This is a genomic window from Patescibacteria group bacterium, from assembly GCA_018896645.1.
Lineage (GTDB): Bacteria > Patescibacteriota > Patescibacteriia > UBA2591 > JABMQE01 > JAHIMF01.
The window spans coordinates 1-17,418 of sequence record JAHIMF010000056.1; the positions used below are offsets into that span (position 1 = coordinate 1).

The following is a 17,418-nucleotide window of genomic DNA, read 5'->3' on the forward strand; positions in this document are numbered from 1 at the left end:
AAAGCAAAAAAGCATTAAAGCATTAAAGCATTAAAACAAAAAAGCATTAAAGCATTAAAGCAAAAAAGCATTAAAGCAATTTGCTTTAATGCTCTCGTGCTCTCGTGCTCTCGTGCTTTAATGATAACATCTCTACTTCAAATCACCAGGTTGAACCATATGAACCTGGGCAGTTGTTCTATCAATCAATCCCTCGTCATACAACCTCTTTATATCATTATCCATGGTAACCATGCCCTGTTCTGCGCCTGTCTGGATAACGGTTCTAATCTGGGCAATCTTATTTTCTCTGATTAAATTAGCCACTGCCGAATTATTAATCATAATTTCTCTGGCCGCTATCCGGCCGCTGCCAATCCGGGCTAATAGTTGTTGAGAAATCACCCCCCTTAAGCTCATTGAAAGTTGAAGCCTGATTTGTTCTTGCTGATACGGCGGAAAAACATCAATAATCCGATCTACTGTTTGAGCCGCATTTTGGGTATGCAGGGTGGCCAAAATTAAATGGCCAGTTTCTGCTAAAGTTAAGGTAGCGGCTATGGTTTCTAAATCGCGCATCTCACCAATCATAATGACGTTAGGGTCTTGTCTAACAACATGCTTCAAAGCTTCGGCAAAAGAACGCATATCCCTGCCCAACCCCCGCTGACCAATCATGCTTTTTTGGGAAGTAAAGACAAATTCTATCGGATCTTCCAAAGTAACGATATGGCAAGTGCGCTCATTATTAATTTGGTTAACCATTGCTGCTAGAGTAGTTGACTTTCCACAGCCAGTAGGACCGGTTACCAATACTAGGCCCTGACGCAACTTCGCCAGGTCGTAAACTTTATCGGGCATTAAAATATCCTCCATAGTAGGTACCCGGCGAGAAATAATCCTGGCAGCTAAACCTAAATTGCCCCTTTCCCAATAAATATTGACTCGATATCTGCTTAAATCGGAAACATCATAGGCAAGATCTAATTCTAGATCTTTTGTTAATTTACTCTTTTCGTCAGGCGTTAAAAGACTAAAGACCAGTTCTTCCAGGGCTCCAACTGTTAAAATTCTTTCATCTTTAATTGGTTTTAATTCGCCATCAATTCTTAAAATCGGATGATGACCAACCATCAAATGAAGGTCCGAAGCCCGTTTTTTGACCGCCACCTCAAATAAATCCCTCATCCTGGCATGGATTTTAGTGCTAGGCATTTTGTTTGTTTAAAAAATTAAGAATTCTGTTTTAATTATACATCCCTCCTGCATAAAAGCACAAGGGCATTAAAACATTAAAGCACGAGAGCATTAAAGCAAATTGCTTTAATGCTTTTTTGTTTTTTTGCTTTCATGTTTTAATGTTTTAATATTCAAAAAGTTGTCCACTTGACAAATGTATAACGCAGTATATACAATTAAAATAATGAAGCTATTCACTAAACTAATTCAATTTCAGTGGGATAAAGGTAACCTTGATAAAAATTTTCATAAACATGGCATTACTAACACTGAATGTGAAGAAATCTTTTTTGACGATAAAAGAAAAATCTCAAAAGACATTTTTCATTCTAACAAAGAACCGAGGTATATTCTTCTGGGACAAACTAAAGTTAAAAGATTATTATATACTGTTTTTACTATTCGTAATAATAAAATTAGGATAATCTCTTCGCGAGATATTAATAAAAAGGAAAGGAAGCTATATGAAAAAACAATTTAAAGTACCAAAATTTAAAAATGAAGCTAAAGAAAGGGAATTTTGGAGCAAGGTTGACTTAGCTGCATATTTTGATAAAGAGGATTTTGAGCCTGTTTCATTTCCTAATCTCAAACCGACCACTCGTTCCATCTCTTTGCGTTTACCAGAGTTTGTTATTAATCGCGCTAAAGAAAAAGCTAATGAGATTAATGTGCCTTATCAATCATTAATGAAGAAATATATTATGGAAGGGTTAATTGATTGATGCAACAAATCCACAGATATTAAGATCTTGGCATAAGAACATTAAAATGATTGCTTTAATGTTTTAATGCTTTTATGATTTAATGTCCAAAAAGTTATCCACTTGACAAGATTTTCTTAAAGTTTAAAATAAAGAAAGAAAGTGATATTTTAAAATTGAATTTAAAAATTATAGTGTTTAGGAAATCCGGTGCCCCGCCAATGAAGCGGAAATTCCGGAACTATCGCGTAACTGTGATTTTGAGCAAAGCTCAAAATCACCCCGAGCGAAGCCCCCGAGAAGGGGCGAAGTCGAGGGGTGATAAAAATGCTTTGAAAATACTTTGCTTAAATAAGTCAGAATACTAAACATTATAAATTTATTGTTCATTCTTCGCGCGTTACGAAGAAGGGTATTTTTGTTTGTTCTATCCTTCAAGGCGCGTGGAGATTTCCACGCTTTTTTTATTTATCCAGCACCAGAACCCTCAGTACAGGGTTTACTGACCCTTGCTTTTTCTAAAATTAGTGCTAAAATAAATTATTCATTAACTAACAAGCTTATGACAAGAAAAACCACTATTTTATCTTTTGTTATTTCCCTGGTTATTTTAAGCGGCCTGGGCTTTATTTTTAATTCCCAAGCCGCGCCGGAAATAAACCAAGCCGCAGTTGATTATCTTAAAACCAAAGATAACAGCGCTTGGAAAACCATGGCTCTAGTTGCGGCTGGCGAAACAGGCCTGACTGGTAATCACCTAAAAGATATATCCTCAAACAATGCCATTGATTACTGCGCTCCGACTTTAGCCATCACTGCCTTGGGTGAAAATCCTCGGACCTACCCCAACCAAGATTACGTGGTTAAGCTTAAATCTTTTTGGGATGGCGCTCAACTTGGCGATGCTTCAACTTTGAACGATGACATCTTTGGGCTTTTAGCTCTTATTTCTAGCGGCGAAGCAACTGCTGAACCTATAATAACCGGGATTAAAGAATTTCTTATAGCCACCCAAAATTCTAATGGCGGCTGGGGGTTTTCTGTTGGCGGCGATTCGGATACTAATATGACAGCCATGGCCATTATGGCTTTAGTGGAGGCCGGATTAGCTCCTTCTGACTTGCCAATTACCAAAGCAGTGGCTTATCTTGTGTCTTCACAAAATGATGACGGGGGCTTTCCTTGGAGTCCGGCTTCTCCTTGGGGCACGGACTCTGACGCTTCTTCTGACGCTTGGGTAATTAGCGCTATTTATGCTCTTGGGCAGAATCCTGGGGATTGGATTAAAAATGATCATAATCCGATTGAACATCTTAAATCTTTGCAAGCAGCCCAAGGATATTTTGAATATCAAACCGGCACGGGCGAAGATGCGTTTAGTCCTGTTACTACCAGCTATGCAGTTATTGCCCTGGCCGGCAAATCATATCCTGTAAACAAAATCACCTACACGCCCAGCGAAACTTTTGATTTAAGAATTGAAGGCCAAAGTTCAACTATCTGCAGTGGACGGTTTCCTGGTCCGACTGCCCTTAATATTGTTGAAAATGCCAGTGAAATTTGCGGATTTACTTATGAAATTAAAGCTACTGACTATGGTCCGTACTTAAAGAAAATCAATGATGAGGAAGCCGGCGGTCTAATGGGCTGGCTTTACTTTGTTAATTGCACTTCGCCGCTGGTAGGTGCAGCTGACTATATTTTGCAACAAGCTGACGAAGTCCTTTGGTATTTTGGCGAATGGGGCTGGCCTCCTCTAAAGATTGGGGTTTCTGCCGAAGAAGCCGCGTCTGGCGGAACCATAGAAGCTATTGTAGAATATTATGATACAGAGTGGCATCCGCTTGAAAATACTACTGTGAAAGCCGGAAATCATGAATTCACCACTGATGCCAGCGGCAGTACTTCTGTCTCTTTAGCTGATGGCTATTATAATCTTTATGCTGAAAAAGCGGCTTTCGTCCGCAGTAATAAAATTAGGGTAAAATTTGGCGAGCCAACCAGCGATGAAGTCAGTCTCCAGGTTAATATCATTGAGGGTGAAAAACCTGGCACCGGACTTGGACCAGGGCTCGGGCCCGACGAAATATCTTTTTTGGTAGAACCAGAAGAAATAATTTTCGGTGACTTGGCGCCCGGTCAAAGCGCCAGCCAGAATGTAACCATTACCAACACCGGCGCTGTTGATTTATATCTGGAAGGCATTGTTTCGGGTGGAGATATTTTTCAGGATAACCTTACCTTAAATGATACTGCTTGGGAAAACTGGGGAACCAATATCGCCGCCAGCAATCAAAAAGAAACTGCGGTGCAACTGAATATCCCCGGAAATTATTCGGTCTACGGCGAACAAACCGGCAATTTGACTTTTTGGGGGATTACGGAATAGTCACTGGTCACTAGTCACTCGCAACTGGGACTAATTTTTCGACGACTAACCCAATCAAATCAATTTGATTTTAACCTTGTTGTCCTTCTAAAATAAATAAGTCTGGTTTATTATTGGATGTAATTTAACTCTTCCCTAGTGACCAGTTACCAGTGACTAATGACTAAAATCAATGTCCAAAAAAATATCACTCCTCACAATCACAATATTCTTATTAACCACGACTATTGCCCAGGCCGTGGGTGTTAGCGCTGTCCCCTCAAAACTTAAAGTTGACGCAGCTGCTAACGAAATCTCAAGTGCCCATCTCACTATCAAAAATCCTTCAAACAAAGTCAGTATTTATGATGTTTATGCTGATGACTATCAAACCTGGATAAAAATACAACCAATGAGCTTTACCTTGGAAGCTGGCGAAATAAAAAAAGTGACTCTTTCGATTAAGCCGCCTCAAGCAGGAGTTTTCTCTACTAACATCTCTGTCGTGGCCAAGCCGCTTTCAACTAGAGAATTTCAGGCAAACTCGGGGATTAAAATTCCTATCCAAATCAGTGTGCTAGAAAACAGGCAGAAAAAAAACTGGCTGACAATGACCAATGCTTTGTATGTGATTGATATTCTACTTGGGTTTATATTATTGATGACTTTTGTAACCAGGCGAAGACGCTCAAAAGGAATGACATCGCGAGCTTAGCGAACGATGTTATATTGATTATAAAATAAAAACGCTTGGCAAAATTGTCAGGCGTTTTTCTTGTGTAACAATAATAAAGCTCCCTACATTCGCTTCGTCAGTCCGACTTGCTCTGATGCTTTTATGCTTTAATGCTCTCGTGCTTTAATGGGTTTAAATTTCTTCTTCAAATTTCTCATCCTCGGTCTTTTTTGGTCCTCTTAATCTAACAATCACAACCAGCACTGCCAAAACAAAAGCCATAACAATCCCAACAGTCTTAAGCGTTGATGCCCGGCCCAAATTCATTCGAATAAGAGCCCGACTAGTGTCTATTACCTGTTGGGCACCCCAGATCTCCTCTTGCCCTATTTTTATGACATACATCCCTGTCTGGCCCCTTTCATCAAAAACCGCCAGAAAGTAAGGTCTATTTTTTACAAAATCAATCTCACTTCTTGTTCTAATAGCATAAGAGGTTAGGGTAAATTTATCTTTAAAAATCTCCTCGTACTTTGCTTGGGCGCCCTCAAGAATAACCGCCCGGCTGCCTTCGGGAATTAAAAAGGGAAGCGGTGCCTTGTTTTCAATAAAATTCGGACCAATAATAATAAGCGAGGGCCTAAAATCTTTATATTTCTCCTTTAACGGCACCAGGACTTCTATCGGCAGGGTGATATCTTTGGGAAACGTGAATTTATAAAAATCAGGAACACCTGGTTCTTCCACCTGGCCATAAATCATTGTTCTATGCCGGGGCTCGGCAATTTCTTGCGCTTGCTCAATAGAGTTAATTTCTTCTTGCTTGAAAATACTCTCGCGGGCAAAAGTGAGGCAAGGAATAAGAGAAAATGACAGAATTATTAAAATGATTTTGATATGTATTCTTTTCATAAGCATAAAAAAATTTCTAATTCACCTAATTCACCTAATTTCTAATAAAAGATCAAATCTCTAATTTTTTCGGCCAGAGGCCGACCAGCCTTTGGCTGGAATTTTGACCTTAGGAATTTTATTAGGTGAATTAGAAATTAGACAATTAGGTGAATTTTCACAATGGTGAATTAGAAATTAGAAATTTTTTACAATCACCGTATCTCCTCCTTCTTCTCCTTGATAAAATAGCGCCACTGTTCTAAAAATTCTACAAACATCAAAAACGGCGTATCGATTAAAAGATTAAAGACTACGGTTACGATATTATATTTTTTCCAACGCATCGAAAGCCACTTGCCGGCCTGAATAATCGGCAAAGACAGAGGATCAATAATAATATGAAAAAGTCGATCTTTTGCTTCGGTAACATGCAACTCTCGGGCCCGCTGCCTGATCTGGGTTCCGGTAAAAGCGATTAAAGATGTAAAAATAATCAATAGCAGATAAGAAAGCGGCGGGAATTCCAACACATACATAACCCCGATGAAGGCGCCGAAACAAATACAAAAACTGACAAGATAAAGAAAGCCAATTATTATTTTGGAGGCAAGGTTGCGGCTTCGAGGATAAATTTCTATCTCGTAAACATATCTTTTAGTGCTCTCATAAACTATTTTTTGAACCTCGGCCATCACCAGCCGAAAATTACCTTTCTTGGGCGGTCTAATGGTCACTACTATGAGAAACATCAAAAATGTCGGACCAGCAACATCAATAATAGCCGCTAATGAATTAATGTGCCCCATTACATATTTGGTAAAAGGAATCTCCAAAGCATAAAGGGAAAATACATTAGTGGTAAAAATAGATAAAGTGCTGTAAGTAGCCGCTCTGGAGAGTCTTGATTTTAAAGTCTTGAGCCTGTGGATATAAACTTTTTTAATCAAACCCACCAACCCTTCCAGGCTCGAGATATTCTCTTCGGTTCCCAGAGGATCCCCCGAAAGCACATCACCCACAAGTAGAAAGGGAGCATCATATCTTTCGCAAACTTTATAAAACTTACCGGCCAGGGGGTGGGAAAATTCTTTTTCAATACCTCTCCAAATCACATAAATGTTCTTGGCAATCTCCGCGAGTTCTTCAGCGGAAAGGTTCGCCCAGTTAAAATAATAATGCCTTAGCAGGTTGTAGGTAATCAATGGGGAATCCAGCTTTAAAAGAGCCTGATGAACCGCAATATAAATTTGAATATTTTTCTTTCTCTCGCTCATTTCTTTAAAACGCGCGCCTGCTTTTTTGCCGATTCTAATCCGTTCTCGCATCACCAAATACATATACTCTATCAAGGCATTAGCCCGGCCATAAGAAGCCGGGTCTAATATCTCTTCAATCTCACAAGCAGCCACCCCTAAAAAATAAGTGTAAAGCTCGGACTTGGTTTTAGCCTTGGGCGCCTGGGGCGAGTGCATTAAAACATAAGTATACTTATCAAGTATTTTTTGAACATCTTTAATTTTTGATTGCTCGATGGTGTTATTGGGAAAATGGCCGCCCCGGATCAACTCCAAAACAAAAGGCTCCGCAATGTTATTATTATGTTTCTTTAAAAATAATCGCCGCTTTAAAATTCTTTCTATGGCTATCCGCCGCATCAAGTGCTTTTCCCGCCAATCCACCACCCTTCTTATTCCCTCATAAAAAACCTCTACTCTGCTAGCCACCTCATCAACATGAATCGTCGCTACCCCAGTCTTTGGCTGGGATAACTTGTGGCAATCTTGATATTTTTGAATGAGTTTTTTAGTAGCTGGAGAAAGATTAGGCATGTTTTTACATCAATAAAAAATTTATAAAAATAAACAATAATTACTTCTTCTATTATATTGAATATTTCAGAATAGCACAAACGGACAAATAAAGCAACGGGCGAAAAAAGCTTTTTCTTTCTTAATAATTGGTGTATACTTATTATAGATATAGCGCTGGAACATAAAAACGCGAGAGCAAGAGAACATAAAAACACAAGAACATTAAAACATTAAAACAATTTGCTTTCTTGCTTTAATGTTTTAATGCTTATAATTTTTAAACTCTTAAATCCATGGACGAGCAACTCATCGGAACCGTCACCCATTATTTTGGCAAAATCGGTGTTTGCGCAATCAAACTCACCAACGAATTGGCCGTGGGTGACAAAATCCATATTAAGGGAAATACCACTGAATTCATCCAGGAGGTAAATTCTATCCAGGTTGAACATGAAGTAACAGAAAAAGCCGGCAAGGATGAAGAAATCGGCATCAAGGTAAACGAAAAAGTGCATGAAGGGGATGAGGTGTATAAGGTGATTGAATAATTTGCTGAAAAAGATGAGGAATACCAACGAGAATAAGGACTCGCTTTGGTTATTGTTTCATTGCTACATTGTTAAATTGCTAAATTGTTATCACTAACTCGCATTGTCAATTTAACCTGTAGCAATATAACAATGCTTATTTTGTGATTTTCAGATCTCTTTTTGTTTGTTATATATTAACAATTAATAACGAACCATGCCAAGTGATTTCATCTTCAACCAAACTCTAGAGGCAATCAAGGCTATGCCTGAGTATTTAGAAATTGGAAACGACGAACAAAAATATTATGAACTGGTGGACATAGTCTTGGAAGAATGGGAGGACACGGGCCAATTGCCTGATGATTATGATACTGAAGGACTGCGCAATAAACTCCGGATGGAATGGAGAGATATAGAGCAGGAACAGCCGTAATTTATCTGCAATTTTATTAATAACCAAGATACAAGAAATCAGCCAAAGGCTGGCCAGCCTTTGGCTGGCAAGAAACAAGAAACAAATAAGATACAAACAAATCCCAAATTTTAAATCTTAAACAGTTTGTAATTTGTATCTTGAAGTTTTTTTTGTTATTTGTATCTTGTGTCCTTGTATCTTGATAAAAATTATGTGGAGGAAAAATAAAATAAAAATTATACAAATTATAGCCGGTGCCCTAGTACTCTCGTTTTTTTTATTCCCTGCAATTTCTAAAGCAAGCTCTTCTGAAAAAATAGAAGCCTTTAATGTTGATATCCATATTAACCAGGATTCCAGTATTACCGTGATTGAAAACATCTTCTACGACTTTGGAACAAATAGTCACTATGGAATCTATAGGAATATTCCTTTGCAATACAAAAGGCAGGGCGGAAATTATAATCTTCGCCTAAAGGTTATTTCTGTAAAAGACGAGGCCGGTGAAATGTATCGGTACAAAACGCAACGATTAGGCAGAGATCTCCAAATTAAAATCGGTGATCCCGACTCTCTGGTTTCTGGCCTGCGGCTTTATAAAATAATATACCGGGTGGAGCGGGCTTTAAATTATTTCCAGGCGCATGATGAACTCTATTGGAATGTTACTGGCAACGACTGGGATGTTCCAGTTGAACAGGCTGCGGCTCAGGTCGGTTTGCCTGGTTATGTTAGTCCAAAAAAACTGCAACATGCCTGTTATACTGGCTATTTTGCAGCAGTAGACCAAAACTGTTTCTCTCAAATTATAACTGGCGGAGTGGTGAAATTTGGTTTAACCCAACCTCTTGGCTCGGCGCAAGGCCTGACTTTAGTCTTTGGCTTTCCTAAGGGAGTGGTGATTGAGCCAGACACCAGTAAAAAAATTCTCTGGTTCTTGCAAGACAATTGGTTCGTATTTTTACCATTTATCATATTATTTATTCTCACTGGCCTTTGGTACGAACTCGGCCGCGATCCCCGCGGCAGAGGAACCATTATCCCGCGCTATGGCCCGCCAGATAATTTAACCGCTGGCGAAGTGGGGACTATAATTGATGAAAAATTCAATCCCCGAGATATTTCTGCCGCCATTATTGGTTTGGCGGTTCGGGGTTATTTAAAAATCCAAGAAATCAAAATAAAAAGACTGCTTTTTGAAAAAACTGATTGGGAATTAATAAGACTAAAAAACAAAGACATGCTTGCCGAAACATATGAGAGAAAAATTCTAACGGGAATATTTGGTGAACAAGATAAAAGAACTTTGGGGACCCTAAAAAATAGTTTCTATGCTCACCTGCCAAAAATAAAAAAAAGCCTTTATCGTTCTTTGGCCAGAAAAAGATATTTCCCCACCAGTCCTGATAAAGTTAGGTTGACTTATTTTATCATCGGTCTGATTGTAATCGCCCTAGCCTTTCTTTTGGTTGCCATAAACCAGAATATCTACACTGGAATATCGATTAGTATCTCTGGAGTATTGATAATCATATTTGCCAGCTTTATGCCCCGAAAGACCAAAAAGGGAGTCCTGGCCCACGAACACATCCTGGGATTTAAAAAATATTTGGAAATTGCCGAAAAAGACAGAATGAAATTCCATAATGCGCCGGAAAAACGGCCAGAAACATTTGAAAAATTTTTGCCTTACGCCATGGCCTTGGGGGTAGAAAAACAATGGGCCCAGCAGTTTAAAAATATCTACACCACTCCCCCGTCTTGGTATAAAGGCGCTTACGCCGGGCGTTTCTCTAGCATCTACCTTATTAATAACCTTGCTGACTTTTCCAAACAAACCAATCAGGCCCTTGCCGCTAACCGCGGTAGTGCCGGTAGCGGCCGCTCGGGCTTTGGCGGCGGCGGCTTTTCCGGCGGCGGTTTTGGCGGCGGCGGCGGCGGAAGCTGGTGAGGCGAGCCTAAAATCCAAAGCCTAAAGTCAAAAATATTTTTAACTGAAAACTCAACCTTAGATTTTTGACTTTAGGCTTTAGACTTAGTTTATGTTTACCAAAGCTAATCTCTACAAATCTATCTTCTTTGTCGTCGCCATCAGCACAATATTTTATGTTGGTTTTTATGCTTGGCAAACCGTGCAAGAAGTTAAAACTTTAACTGACGCCCAAACAAACCTTCTTTTAGATATCCACAACCAATAATTGACAATGGTTTTTAAAAATAATATAATAAACTAACAACTAAATATATAACCCCTGAACCACATGGGATTCAGGGCAAGCCCTGAACCGAGTTTACTCTGGTACAGGGCAAGTTATCAAGAGTGAGTGGAGGCAACTGGGCCTAGGAAACTCCGACAACCACCCCGGTCACAACCGGGGCAGGTGCCAATTCCAGCCTCTTTAAAAAAGAGGAAAGATAATTGTAATTTTTTACAATGTCTTCCTCTTTTGGAAGATTTTTTAGTTTTAAAAACACTTCTACCGAGCTTTAGCTCAGGGTTCGGCGACTTCAGTCACCAGGTCTCAAGCTAAAGCTTGTTAACCCTGCCCTAAGGGGCGGTAGAAATTTAACATTAAAGAAAGGAAAAACATTATGCCAAACAAAATTTCGGCCGTAGGCCGACCAGCCTCTGGCTGGAAGACCGCGGAGAGCGTGACCGAAGGTCACCCAGACAAGCTCTGCGACCAAATCTCTGATGCGTTATTAGACGCATACATCACCCAAGACCCCGAAAGCCGGGTGGCTATGGAAGCTTTTGGCTGCCATGGCGTTATTATGGTCGGCGGCGAAGTCACCTCCAAGGGCGAGGTTGATGCCGAGGCAATTGCCAAACAAGTTTATAAAGATGTCGGCTATGCTGACACGCCAAAAATTTGGACGCGCATTGTTAAACAATCGCCAGACATTGCCCAAGCCGTTGATACTGGCGGCGCTGGCGACCAGGGTATTATGTACGGTTATGCCACCAACGAAACCGAGGAATATTTGCCTTTAGGGGTTGTTCTCTCCCACAAGCTAACGCGAGGCCTGGCACAGCTCCGAAAAACCAATCCTGATTTTGCTTGGCTTGGCCCGGATGGAAAATCTCAAGTAACACTCAATAATAACAAAATCAAAACAGTTCTTGTATCTACCCAGCATTCAGAGGTCATTAACCAGAGAGAAATCAAACGCCGTTTAACCGAAATGCTTATCAGGCCTTTGATTGGCGATATCTCTGATGTTGAAATTCTAGTCAATCCAACAGGCAAATTTGTACTGGGCGGCATCCATGCGGATACCGGGCTCACTGGCAGAAAAATTATGGTTGATACTTACGGCGGCCTGATACCTCAAGGCGGTGGCTGTTTTTCCGGCAAGGACCCCTCTAAAGTTGATAGAAGCGCGGCTTACATGGCCAGGCACATTGCCAAAAATATTGTTGCTTCTGGCCAGGCTAAGGAATGTTTGGTGAGCTTAGCTTATGCTATCGGCCGGGCCGAACCTGTTATGATTGATGTTGATACTTTTAATGAGCAGGATTTAAGCGAATATGTAAAAGAAAAATATGACTTAACACCCAGGGGTATTATTGAGTATCTTGATTTACGTAAACCCATTTATCGCGATACTGCCAGCTACGGTCATTTTGGGAATCCGAAGTATAGTTGGGAGAAGATCGTGTAATGTTTTCATCTGAACATATATCCATCTGGCATCTTTTTTTACTGATTTATTGCGCTTCGCTTTTATTAGTTTATTAATAAATTCAATAAATTAATAAATTAATAAATTAATAAATGAAAATATGAAAGATGAATATATTCAATGTTTTATATTCAAACCGAAGTCTGATAAACCAAGGTCTTGATTTCTGGCCCTGTTCATGCTATTCTATCAGCATGAACAATGACCAATTCCAGAGCCCAAGTAGAGGCAAATTAAATCTTGAAGAGCTAACCCGTGAACTCACTTCATACATCGGTGATGCGCCAAAAATACAGCACCGAATTATTATTGGCACTGATTCTGAAGGCAATGGCAGGGTTGAATTTGTGACCGCAATTGTGATTCATCGGGTTGGCCATGGCGGCCGCTATTTTTGGCAAAAAAGTTACAAAAATAATATTACGGCTCTGCGGCATAAAATTTACGAGGAAACTAATCTCTCTCTTCTTTGGGCCCAAGAACTTCTTAAAAAATTAAGAGAATCCCGGGGCGAAGATTATCTTGGCGATGACTTGGAAATTCATATTGATGTTGGCGAGGGAGGCGCTACCAGAGATTTAATTAAAGAAGTGGTCGGTATGGTCAAAGGCAATGGTTTCAACGCTAAAACTAAACCCGAGAGTTTTGGGGCGAGCTCTGTCGCCGACAAGCATGTTAAATGAGGGGGAAATGACAAAGCGAGCCGCAGCGAGCTTTGTTATCATGAATAACGAAGCTCACTATCGTTCGCTTCGTCAGCCCACCTTTATGCCCAATCCAAAAGTCTCAATCATCAAAGGCAATAACCGCTATCAAAATATAGCAGATTCTTTAAATTTAATAAAAAATGAAGTCCAAGAACAAATCCAAGACAAACAAAATATCATCATCAAGCCAAATTTTCTTTACGATGATAAGCCAAACGCGGCTACTAATGTCCAAGCAGTAAAAGCAACTATTGACTTTGTGCAACAATTCACAAACCAGCAAATCACAATTGCCGAAGCCCCATTTTCTGGTACTGTTGAAGGGGCAGTGAAAAATTTTAACTATGATAAAGAACTGGCTGATTATAATATTAAATATCTAGATTTAAACGAAGAGCCAACTGAAGATATTGAAGTTCCCGTCACCGAAAATGAATTAGCCAAACTTAAAATTGCAAAACCAATTTTAGAAAGCGACTTCCGAATTTCAGTTTGCCCGCCGAAAACTCATGATACTGTAATTCTCACCCTGGGTATTAAAAACCTGATTGTCGGCAGTATTATTTCTAAAGATGCTACGCTCGGCCATAACTCGCGCGGTGAAATTCACGGCGGTTATTATAAAACCAATAAAATTTTATTTGAACTTTTGAAAATTATTCCGCCAAATCTTACAGTCATTGACGCTTGGCAAGTTATGGAAGGAGATGGGCCGTCGCATGGGCAAATGGCTGATATGGGATTAGCGCTCGCTTCGCTTGATCCAGCAGCCGTTGATTCAGTAATGGCCTATCTCATGGGATTTGACCCGGATGATATTGGTTATTTATATTTTGTAGGGGCGGATTGCAATCCGCCCTTGGGAACAAATCAATTAGATAAAATTGAAATTATTGGTAATATTGATTTACAATTAGAAAGGAAAAAGTTTGAGCCACATCCGGATTATGAAAGGCAGTTAGGGTGGAGGGATGGATTATCATCCTAAAAATCTCTAACATCACTCACCGACCACTGAATTCCAAATCACTCCACAACCAAGCACTATTCATCACTTCTTGACGCATTTTAAAAGTATTACCATGCCGCAAAAGACCCAAATATGATTGCACTGTTTCTGGCGCATTATGTTCTTTAAGCCGCTGCATCATTCGCTGTTTAGTTGTTGTCCGCAGTACTCGGTGGTGAGGAAAATGCACCCAGCCTAGAAAATCTATGCCCGAGGCCAGTGTCTGAAGTAGAATTTTTTGTGGATGTAATATCAGATACAATCGTTCCTCTAAAAATCTTTGCAAAAGAGAAATTTGTAGCCTTAGCCAGTCACGGTCTGACGAAAGAACAACAAAATCATCCGCATATCTGATGTAATATTTTACCTTGAGATGATGCTTCACAAACTGATCAAATTCATTTAGATAAACATTTGCAAAAAGTTGTGATGTAAGATTACCAAGCGGTAAGCCTTTGTATGGGGCAGTTGTAAAACTCTTAATGATTTTTTGTAAAAGACGCATGATATCGCGGTCAGGAATATATACCTGCAATATTTTTAAAAGTATTGCCTGGTCAATGCTGGCAAAAAACTTTTGAGCATCGCATTTTAATACCCAACAAGTTTTAGTATTATTTTGACTGACTTGATAAGCAAACTCACGAAATCGATTGATAGCTTTATGAGTACTCCTACCAATCCGGCAAGAAAAAGAGTCAGCAATAAATGTTTTATCAAAAAATGGATAAAGTAAATGATAAACCGCATGATGAACTAAACGGTCGCGGACACTGGCTTTATGAATATGTCTTGGTTTGGGGTCACAGATATTAAAAGCTTGATAGCTTCCATGTTCATAGCTATGATTAGCGAGCTCATGATGAAGTAATAAAACATTATCCATCAAATCCAAAGAAAACTTCTGAACATCAGGTTTATTCCGCTTGCCCAAGATAAACTCCTGCCAAGCCAACAAAAGGTTCTCAACTGAAATAACGTCACAATATTTATAAGGTAGCTGAATTTTCATAAATACCTCTATGTCCCCCCCCCAACAAGTGGCGATTAATTTGCCAATTTTACAAAAAACGACCACTGCCTACAAATTATGGCATAGCTTTCTGCCACATATTCCACGATTATCTAGATATACGTTGGGTGCAAAAATTGACACGCTCTTTGCTGAAATTGTAGAACTTATTTTACAAGCAGGATATTCAAGCAGGGACAGAAAGATAGAAACAGTTAACCGAGCTAGCATAAAATTTGACGCTTTAAAATTTTTTTTGCAGGTCGCCTGGGAGATGAAGGTGTTGGATAATAAAAAATATGCCCAATTATCTATGTTGTTAGCTGAAATCGGCAGAATGTTAGGAGGGTGGTTGAAGGATTTGAAAAAAGAAACTCCTCCGAACTTAATCAGAGGAGAATGAAGAGAATTGCGGACGGCGAGGAAACGGTAGTGCTCGTTCCAGCGGTTCCCATACCAGTTCAGGTTCAGGTTACGCTCGTGAACGTTCTCGTAGAAGCACGCAACGTAGCGATTGCCATTCGGGTGCGTCCAAACAGAGCCGCCATTTTGTACAAGGCATCATCTAAACCACTGCTCCTTGAATGCTCTTAGAGCTGTATTTTATTTGGGGCCATAAATCCACCAATGCCTTGCACCAAGTATCTTCATTTTTAAAAGATTAAGAAACACGCGCTAACCAACGACTTATCGTTGACTATTCTGGTAATTTCAAAATCCTAGAATTCGACCGCCTATAGCCGTAACCATAGACTGCATCGTCTACTATCCAATTTTATTTTAGCATAATTTATAAAAACAAAAAAGCCCCATCCGTTATAAAAATGGGGCTGTTTTTCCAAGTGTCCAAGAGCCACCAAACCTCAAGTGACCAAGGGACCAAGCTCTACTTGCGGACGGCGAGGAAACGGTAGTGCCCGCGCCAGCGGCTCCCAAACCAGCGCAGGCGCAGGCGACGCTCGTCGACGCTCCCGTAGAAGCACGCAACGCAGCGATCGCCATCCGGGTCCGTCCAAACAGAGCCGAGTTCTATAATTGAGAACTCGCGCTGCTTATCTGGATACCTTGCCCCGAAGGCCAAAAGCTCTGGCAGGGTGGCCGAACGAAGGCCTCGGCGACCGAGCTCTTCGAGTACCTCATCCGTGCTTGCAATACGGTTGAGGTGAACCAAAACTGTCTCAACCTCTACCTGGCCGCATCCTTTGATTGGAAAATGGTCGGGGTTGATATCACTATTCTTCCAATCGTAATTGCCGGCCGTTATCATCTGCTCAAGGGAGAGAGCATAATCAACCGTGATGGGAAAAACTTCGCCAGCTTGCCTGACGATAATGTCCGCCATTCTGGCAATGATTTTCTTTCCTTGTGGAGTGGCTAAACGATGAATGTCTTCGTCCGTGCCACCGCGCTCACGGACAGCGGCATCAAGGGCTGAAAAGATGCTTGTCAGTAAATCAGCCCCCCTGACAATTGCGGAAACTTCTTTCTTGGCCATGACGATTCCTCCTTTTATTTTAGTCTGCCCCTCACCCTGATACTTTATCAGGGCCCCGGGCTGACCTTTGGAAAGATCAAAAATTACCTTTCATTGTATATCAAATTTTAAAAAATGTCAAGGCCAATAGCACATTTTTAGCACTTTTTCAGCTAAAGTTAGCCAAAAAAATAAAGGAGTGCCTATTGACTTTTTTTATATTTCTACTATACTTAAGAAAAGATGGATGACCGTGCACCCGTAGCTCAACTGGATAGAGTGCCTGGCTTCGGACCAGGAGGTTGCAGGTTCAAATCCTGCCGGGTGTACCACCGCGCATAGCTCAGCTGGTAGAGCAGTTGCCTCTTAAGCAAACGGTCGGGGGTTCAAATCCCTCTGCGCGGACCAAAAAATCTCCCTATTATATTCGGGAGATTTTTTGTTGATTTTAAAAACAAATAGACAAGGTCAAGGGACCTTGTCTACTCCCCACGGGTGGATTGGGTCCCTTGACCCAATCCAATATTATAAAAAGCTCACCAACACCTATCCGCACCCTTTACTCTCCTCTATTCTTCAAAGTGTCCTTTAGGGTCTTGCCGGCTTTAAACTTTGGCACTAGTATCTCTGGCATCTGAATTTTCTCGCTGGGATTTTGAGGATTCACGCCAGTCCGAGCATGCCGCACCCTGGCTTCAAAAGTACCAAAACCAGTCAAAGACACTTTGTCACCGTTTTTCATGGCTTTAATAACAGTGCCCAAAAAAACCTCAACTGCTTGTTCAGCCGCTTTTTTGGAAATACCAACTTTATCAGCTATACGTTCGGCGAGTTGGAATTTGTTCATATAAGCTCTGCATTAAAAATTCTTAATATTATGTTAATAAATTTTTTATCAGTATCCTAACTTTAA

18 protein-coding genes, 2 tRNA genes and 1 riboswitch are annotated in these 17,418 nt (G+C 40.3%); of the genes, 14 read left to right on the forward strand and 6 right to left on the reverse strand.

The window, feature by feature from the left end:
• Window positions 1-132: 132 nt before the first annotated feature.
• Window positions 133-1,167: a type IV pilus twitching motility protein PilT gene (locus KKD20_04100; GenBank protein ID MBU4332278.1), complete on the reverse strand. Its 1,035-nt coding sequence runs from the start codon at window positions 1,165-1,167 to the stop codon at window positions 133-135.
• Between the two features lie 235 nt (window positions 1,168-1,402).
• Between KKD20_04100 and KKD20_04105 the strand changes: the two genes are divergently transcribed.
• From KKD20_04105 to KKD20_04120, 4 genes are all read left to right on the forward strand, one after another.
• The gene (locus tag KKD20_04105; protein MBU4332279.1) at window positions 1,403-1,699 is read left to right on the forward strand and encodes a BrnT family toxin; all 297 of its coding nucleotides are present in this window, start codon (window positions 1,403-1,405) and stop codon (window positions 1,697-1,699) included.
• Complete coding sequence (locus tag KKD20_04110; GenBank protein MBU4332280.1) at window positions 1,683-1,943, forward strand: BrnA antitoxin family protein; 261 nt, start codon at window positions 1,683-1,685, stop codon at window positions 1,941-1,943. The genes KKD20_04105 and KKD20_04110 overlap by 17 nt, the downstream gene beginning before the upstream one ends.
• 541 nt (window positions 1,944-2,484) lie before the next feature.
• Window positions 2,485-4,311 carry a DUF4430 domain-containing protein gene (locus tag KKD20_04115; protein ID MBU4332281.1) on the forward strand — a complete coding sequence of 609 codons (1,827 nt, stop codon included), beginning with the start codon at window positions 2,485-2,487 and terminating at the stop codon, window positions 4,309-4,311.
• 172 nt (window positions 4,312-4,483) lie between these two features.
• Window positions 4,484-5,005 (forward strand): hypothetical protein, encoded by a 522-nt coding sequence (locus KKD20_04120; protein ID MBU4332282.1) that lies wholly within the window; start codon window positions 4,484-4,486, stop codon window positions 5,003-5,005.
• A gap of 153 nt (window positions 5,006-5,158) precedes the next feature.
• Here the strand turns inward: KKD20_04120 and KKD20_04125 are convergent, their stop codons facing one another.
• Together KKD20_04125 and KKD20_04130 are read right to left on the reverse strand one after the other, a co-directional pair.
• Complete coding sequence (locus tag KKD20_04125; GenBank protein ID MBU4332283.1) at window positions 5,159-5,878, reverse strand: hypothetical protein; 720 nt, start codon at window positions 5,876-5,878, stop codon at window positions 5,159-5,161.
• Between the two features lie 194 nt (window positions 5,879-6,072).
• Entirely contained in the window at window positions 6,073-7,689 is a 1,617-nt protein-coding gene (locus tag KKD20_04130; protein MBU4332284.1) for an ABC transporter permease, read from the reverse strand.
• A 275-nt stretch (window positions 7,690-7,964) separates the two neighbouring features.
• Here KKD20_04130 and KKD20_04135 point away from each other — a divergent pair, with 275 nt between their 5' ends.
• From KKD20_04135 to KKD20_04165, 7 genes are all read left to right on the forward strand, one after another.
• Window positions 7,965-8,219 carry a translation elongation factor-like protein gene (locus tag KKD20_04135; protein ID MBU4332285.1) on the forward strand — a complete coding sequence of 85 codons (255 nt, stop codon included), beginning with the start codon at window positions 7,965-7,967 and terminating at the stop codon, window positions 8,217-8,219.
• A gap of 196 nt (window positions 8,220-8,415) precedes the next feature.
• Window positions 8,416-8,634, forward strand: coding sequence for a hypothetical protein (locus KKD20_04140; GenBank protein MBU4332286.1), 219 nt, complete (start codon window positions 8,416-8,418; stop codon window positions 8,632-8,634).
• A 193-nt stretch (window positions 8,635-8,827) separates the two neighbouring features.
• Window positions 8,828-10,567, forward strand: coding sequence for a DUF2207 domain-containing protein (locus tag KKD20_04145; GenBank protein MBU4332287.1), 1,740 nt, complete (start codon window positions 8,828-8,830; stop codon window positions 10,565-10,567).
• Between the two features lie 91 nt (window positions 10,568-10,658).
• Window positions 10,659-10,814: a hypothetical protein gene (locus KKD20_04150; GenBank protein MBU4332288.1), complete on the forward strand. Its 156-nt coding sequence runs from the start codon at window positions 10,659-10,661 to the stop codon at window positions 10,812-10,814.
• A gap of 110 nt (window positions 10,815-10,924) precedes the next feature.
• Window positions 10,925-11,038: riboswitch (SAM riboswitch) on the forward strand.
• Window positions 11,039-11,208: 170 nt separating this feature from the next.
• Window positions 11,209-12,282: a methionine adenosyltransferase gene (gene metK, locus KKD20_04155; protein MBU4332289.1), complete on the forward strand. Its 1,074-nt coding sequence runs from the start codon at window positions 11,209-11,211 to the stop codon at window positions 12,280-12,282.
• A gap of 215 nt (window positions 12,283-12,497) precedes the next feature.
• On the forward strand, window positions 12,498-12,986 hold the full coding sequence (locus tag KKD20_04160) for a ribonuclease H-like YkuK family protein (protein MBU4332290.1): 489 nt from the start codon (window positions 12,498-12,500) through the stop codon (window positions 12,984-12,986).
• Between the two features lie 40 nt (window positions 12,987-13,026).
• On the forward strand, window positions 13,027-13,998 hold the full coding sequence (locus tag KKD20_04165) for a DUF362 domain-containing protein (GenBank protein ID MBU4332291.1): 972 nt from the start codon (window positions 13,027-13,029) through the stop codon (window positions 13,996-13,998).
• A 16-nt stretch (window positions 13,999-14,014) separates the two neighbouring features.
• On the opposite strand, the gene KKD20_04170 is transcribed toward KKD20_04165, so the two are convergent.
• Window positions 14,015-15,031: a reverse transcriptase/maturase family protein gene (locus tag KKD20_04170; protein MBU4332292.1), complete on the reverse strand. Its 1,017-nt coding sequence runs from the start codon at window positions 15,029-15,031 to the stop codon at window positions 14,015-14,017.
• Between the two features lie 10 nt (window positions 15,032-15,041).
• Here KKD20_04170 and avd point away from each other — a divergent pair, with 10 nt between their 5' ends.
• Entirely contained in the window at window positions 15,042-15,434 is a 393-nt protein-coding gene (gene avd / locus KKD20_04175) for a diversity-generating retroelement protein Avd (protein ID MBU4332293.1), read from the forward strand.
• Between the two features lie 483 nt (window positions 15,435-15,917).
• Here the strand turns inward: avd and KKD20_04180 are convergent, their stop codons facing one another.
• Complete coding sequence (locus tag KKD20_04180; protein MBU4332294.1) at window positions 15,918-16,526, reverse strand: hypothetical protein; 609 nt, start codon at window positions 16,524-16,526, stop codon at window positions 15,918-15,920.
• Between the two features lie 234 nt (window positions 16,527-16,760).
• On the opposite strand from KKD20_04180, the gene KKD20_04185 reads away from it, so the two are divergent.
• Both KKD20_04185 and KKD20_04190 read left to right on the forward strand, forming a co-directional pair.
• Window positions 16,761-16,837, forward strand: a tRNA-Arg gene (locus KKD20_04185).
• A tRNA-Lys gene (locus tag KKD20_04190) sits at window positions 16,838-16,913 on the forward strand.
• Between the two features lie 151 nt (window positions 16,914-17,064).
• On the opposite strand, the gene KKD20_04195 is transcribed toward KKD20_04190, so the two are convergent.
• The gene (locus KKD20_04195) at window positions 17,065-17,352 is read right to left on the reverse strand and encodes an HU family DNA-binding protein (protein ID MBU4332295.1); all 288 of its coding nucleotides are present in this window, start codon (window positions 17,350-17,352) and stop codon (window positions 17,065-17,067) included.
• Window positions 17,353-17,418: the final 66 nt, after the last annotated feature.

Coding starts and splice junctions, on each gene's coding strand:
- KKD20_04100 (MBU4332278.1), bottom strand. CDS start 1,167: ATGAGGGATTTATTTGAGGTGGCGGTCAAAAAACGGGCTTCGGACCTT.
- KKD20_04105 (MBU4332279.1), top strand. CDS start 1,403: ATGAAGCTATTCACTAAACTAATTCAATTTCAGTGGGATAAAGGTAAC.
- KKD20_04110 (MBU4332280.1), top strand. CDS start 1,683: ATGAAAAAACAATTTAAAGTACCAAAATTTAAAAATGAAGCTAAAGAA.
- KKD20_04115 (MBU4332281.1), top strand. CDS start 2,485: ATGACAAGAAAAACCACTATTTTATCTTTTGTTATTTCCCTGGTTATT.
- KKD20_04120 (MBU4332282.1), top strand. CDS start 4,484: ATGTCCAAAAAAATATCACTCCTCACAATCACAATATTCTTATTAACC.
- KKD20_04125 (MBU4332283.1), bottom strand. CDS start 5,878: ATGAAAAGAATACATATCAAAATCATTTTAATAATTCTGTCATTTTCT.
- KKD20_04130 (MBU4332284.1), bottom strand. CDS start 7,689: ATGCCTAATCTTTCTCCAGCTACTAAAAAACTCATTCAAAAATATCAA.
- KKD20_04135 (MBU4332285.1), top strand. CDS start 7,965: ATGGACGAGCAACTCATCGGAACCGTCACCCATTATTTTGGCAAAATC.
- KKD20_04140 (MBU4332286.1), top strand. CDS start 8,416: ATGCCAAGTGATTTCATCTTCAACCAAACTCTAGAGGCAATCAAGGCT.
- KKD20_04145 (MBU4332287.1), top strand. CDS start 8,828: ATGTGGAGGAAAAATAAAATAAAAATTATACAAATTATAGCCGGTGCC.
- KKD20_04150 (MBU4332288.1), top strand. CDS start 10,659: ATGTTTACCAAAGCTAATCTCTACAAATCTATCTTCTTTGTCGTCGCC.
- metK (MBU4332289.1), top strand. CDS start 11,209: ATGCCAAACAAAATTTCGGCCGTAGGCCGACCAGCCTCTGGCTGGAAG.
- KKD20_04160 (MBU4332290.1), top strand. CDS start 12,498: ATGAACAATGACCAATTCCAGAGCCCAAGTAGAGGCAAATTAAATCTT.
- KKD20_04165 (MBU4332291.1), top strand. CDS start 13,027: ATGAATAACGAAGCTCACTATCGTTCGCTTCGTCAGCCCACCTTTATG.
- KKD20_04170 (MBU4332292.1), bottom strand. CDS start 15,031: ATGAAAATTCAGCTACCTTATAAATATTGTGACGTTATTTCAGTTGAG.
- avd (MBU4332293.1), top strand. CDS start 15,042: ATGTCCCCCCCCCAACAAGTGGCGATTAATTTGCCAATTTTACAAAAA.
- KKD20_04180 (MBU4332294.1), bottom strand. CDS start 16,526: ATGGCCAAGAAAGAAGTTTCCGCAATTGTCAGGGGGGCTGATTTACTG.
- KKD20_04195 (MBU4332295.1), bottom strand. CDS start 17,352: ATGAACAAATTCCAACTCGCCGAACGTATAGCTGATAAAGTTGGTATT.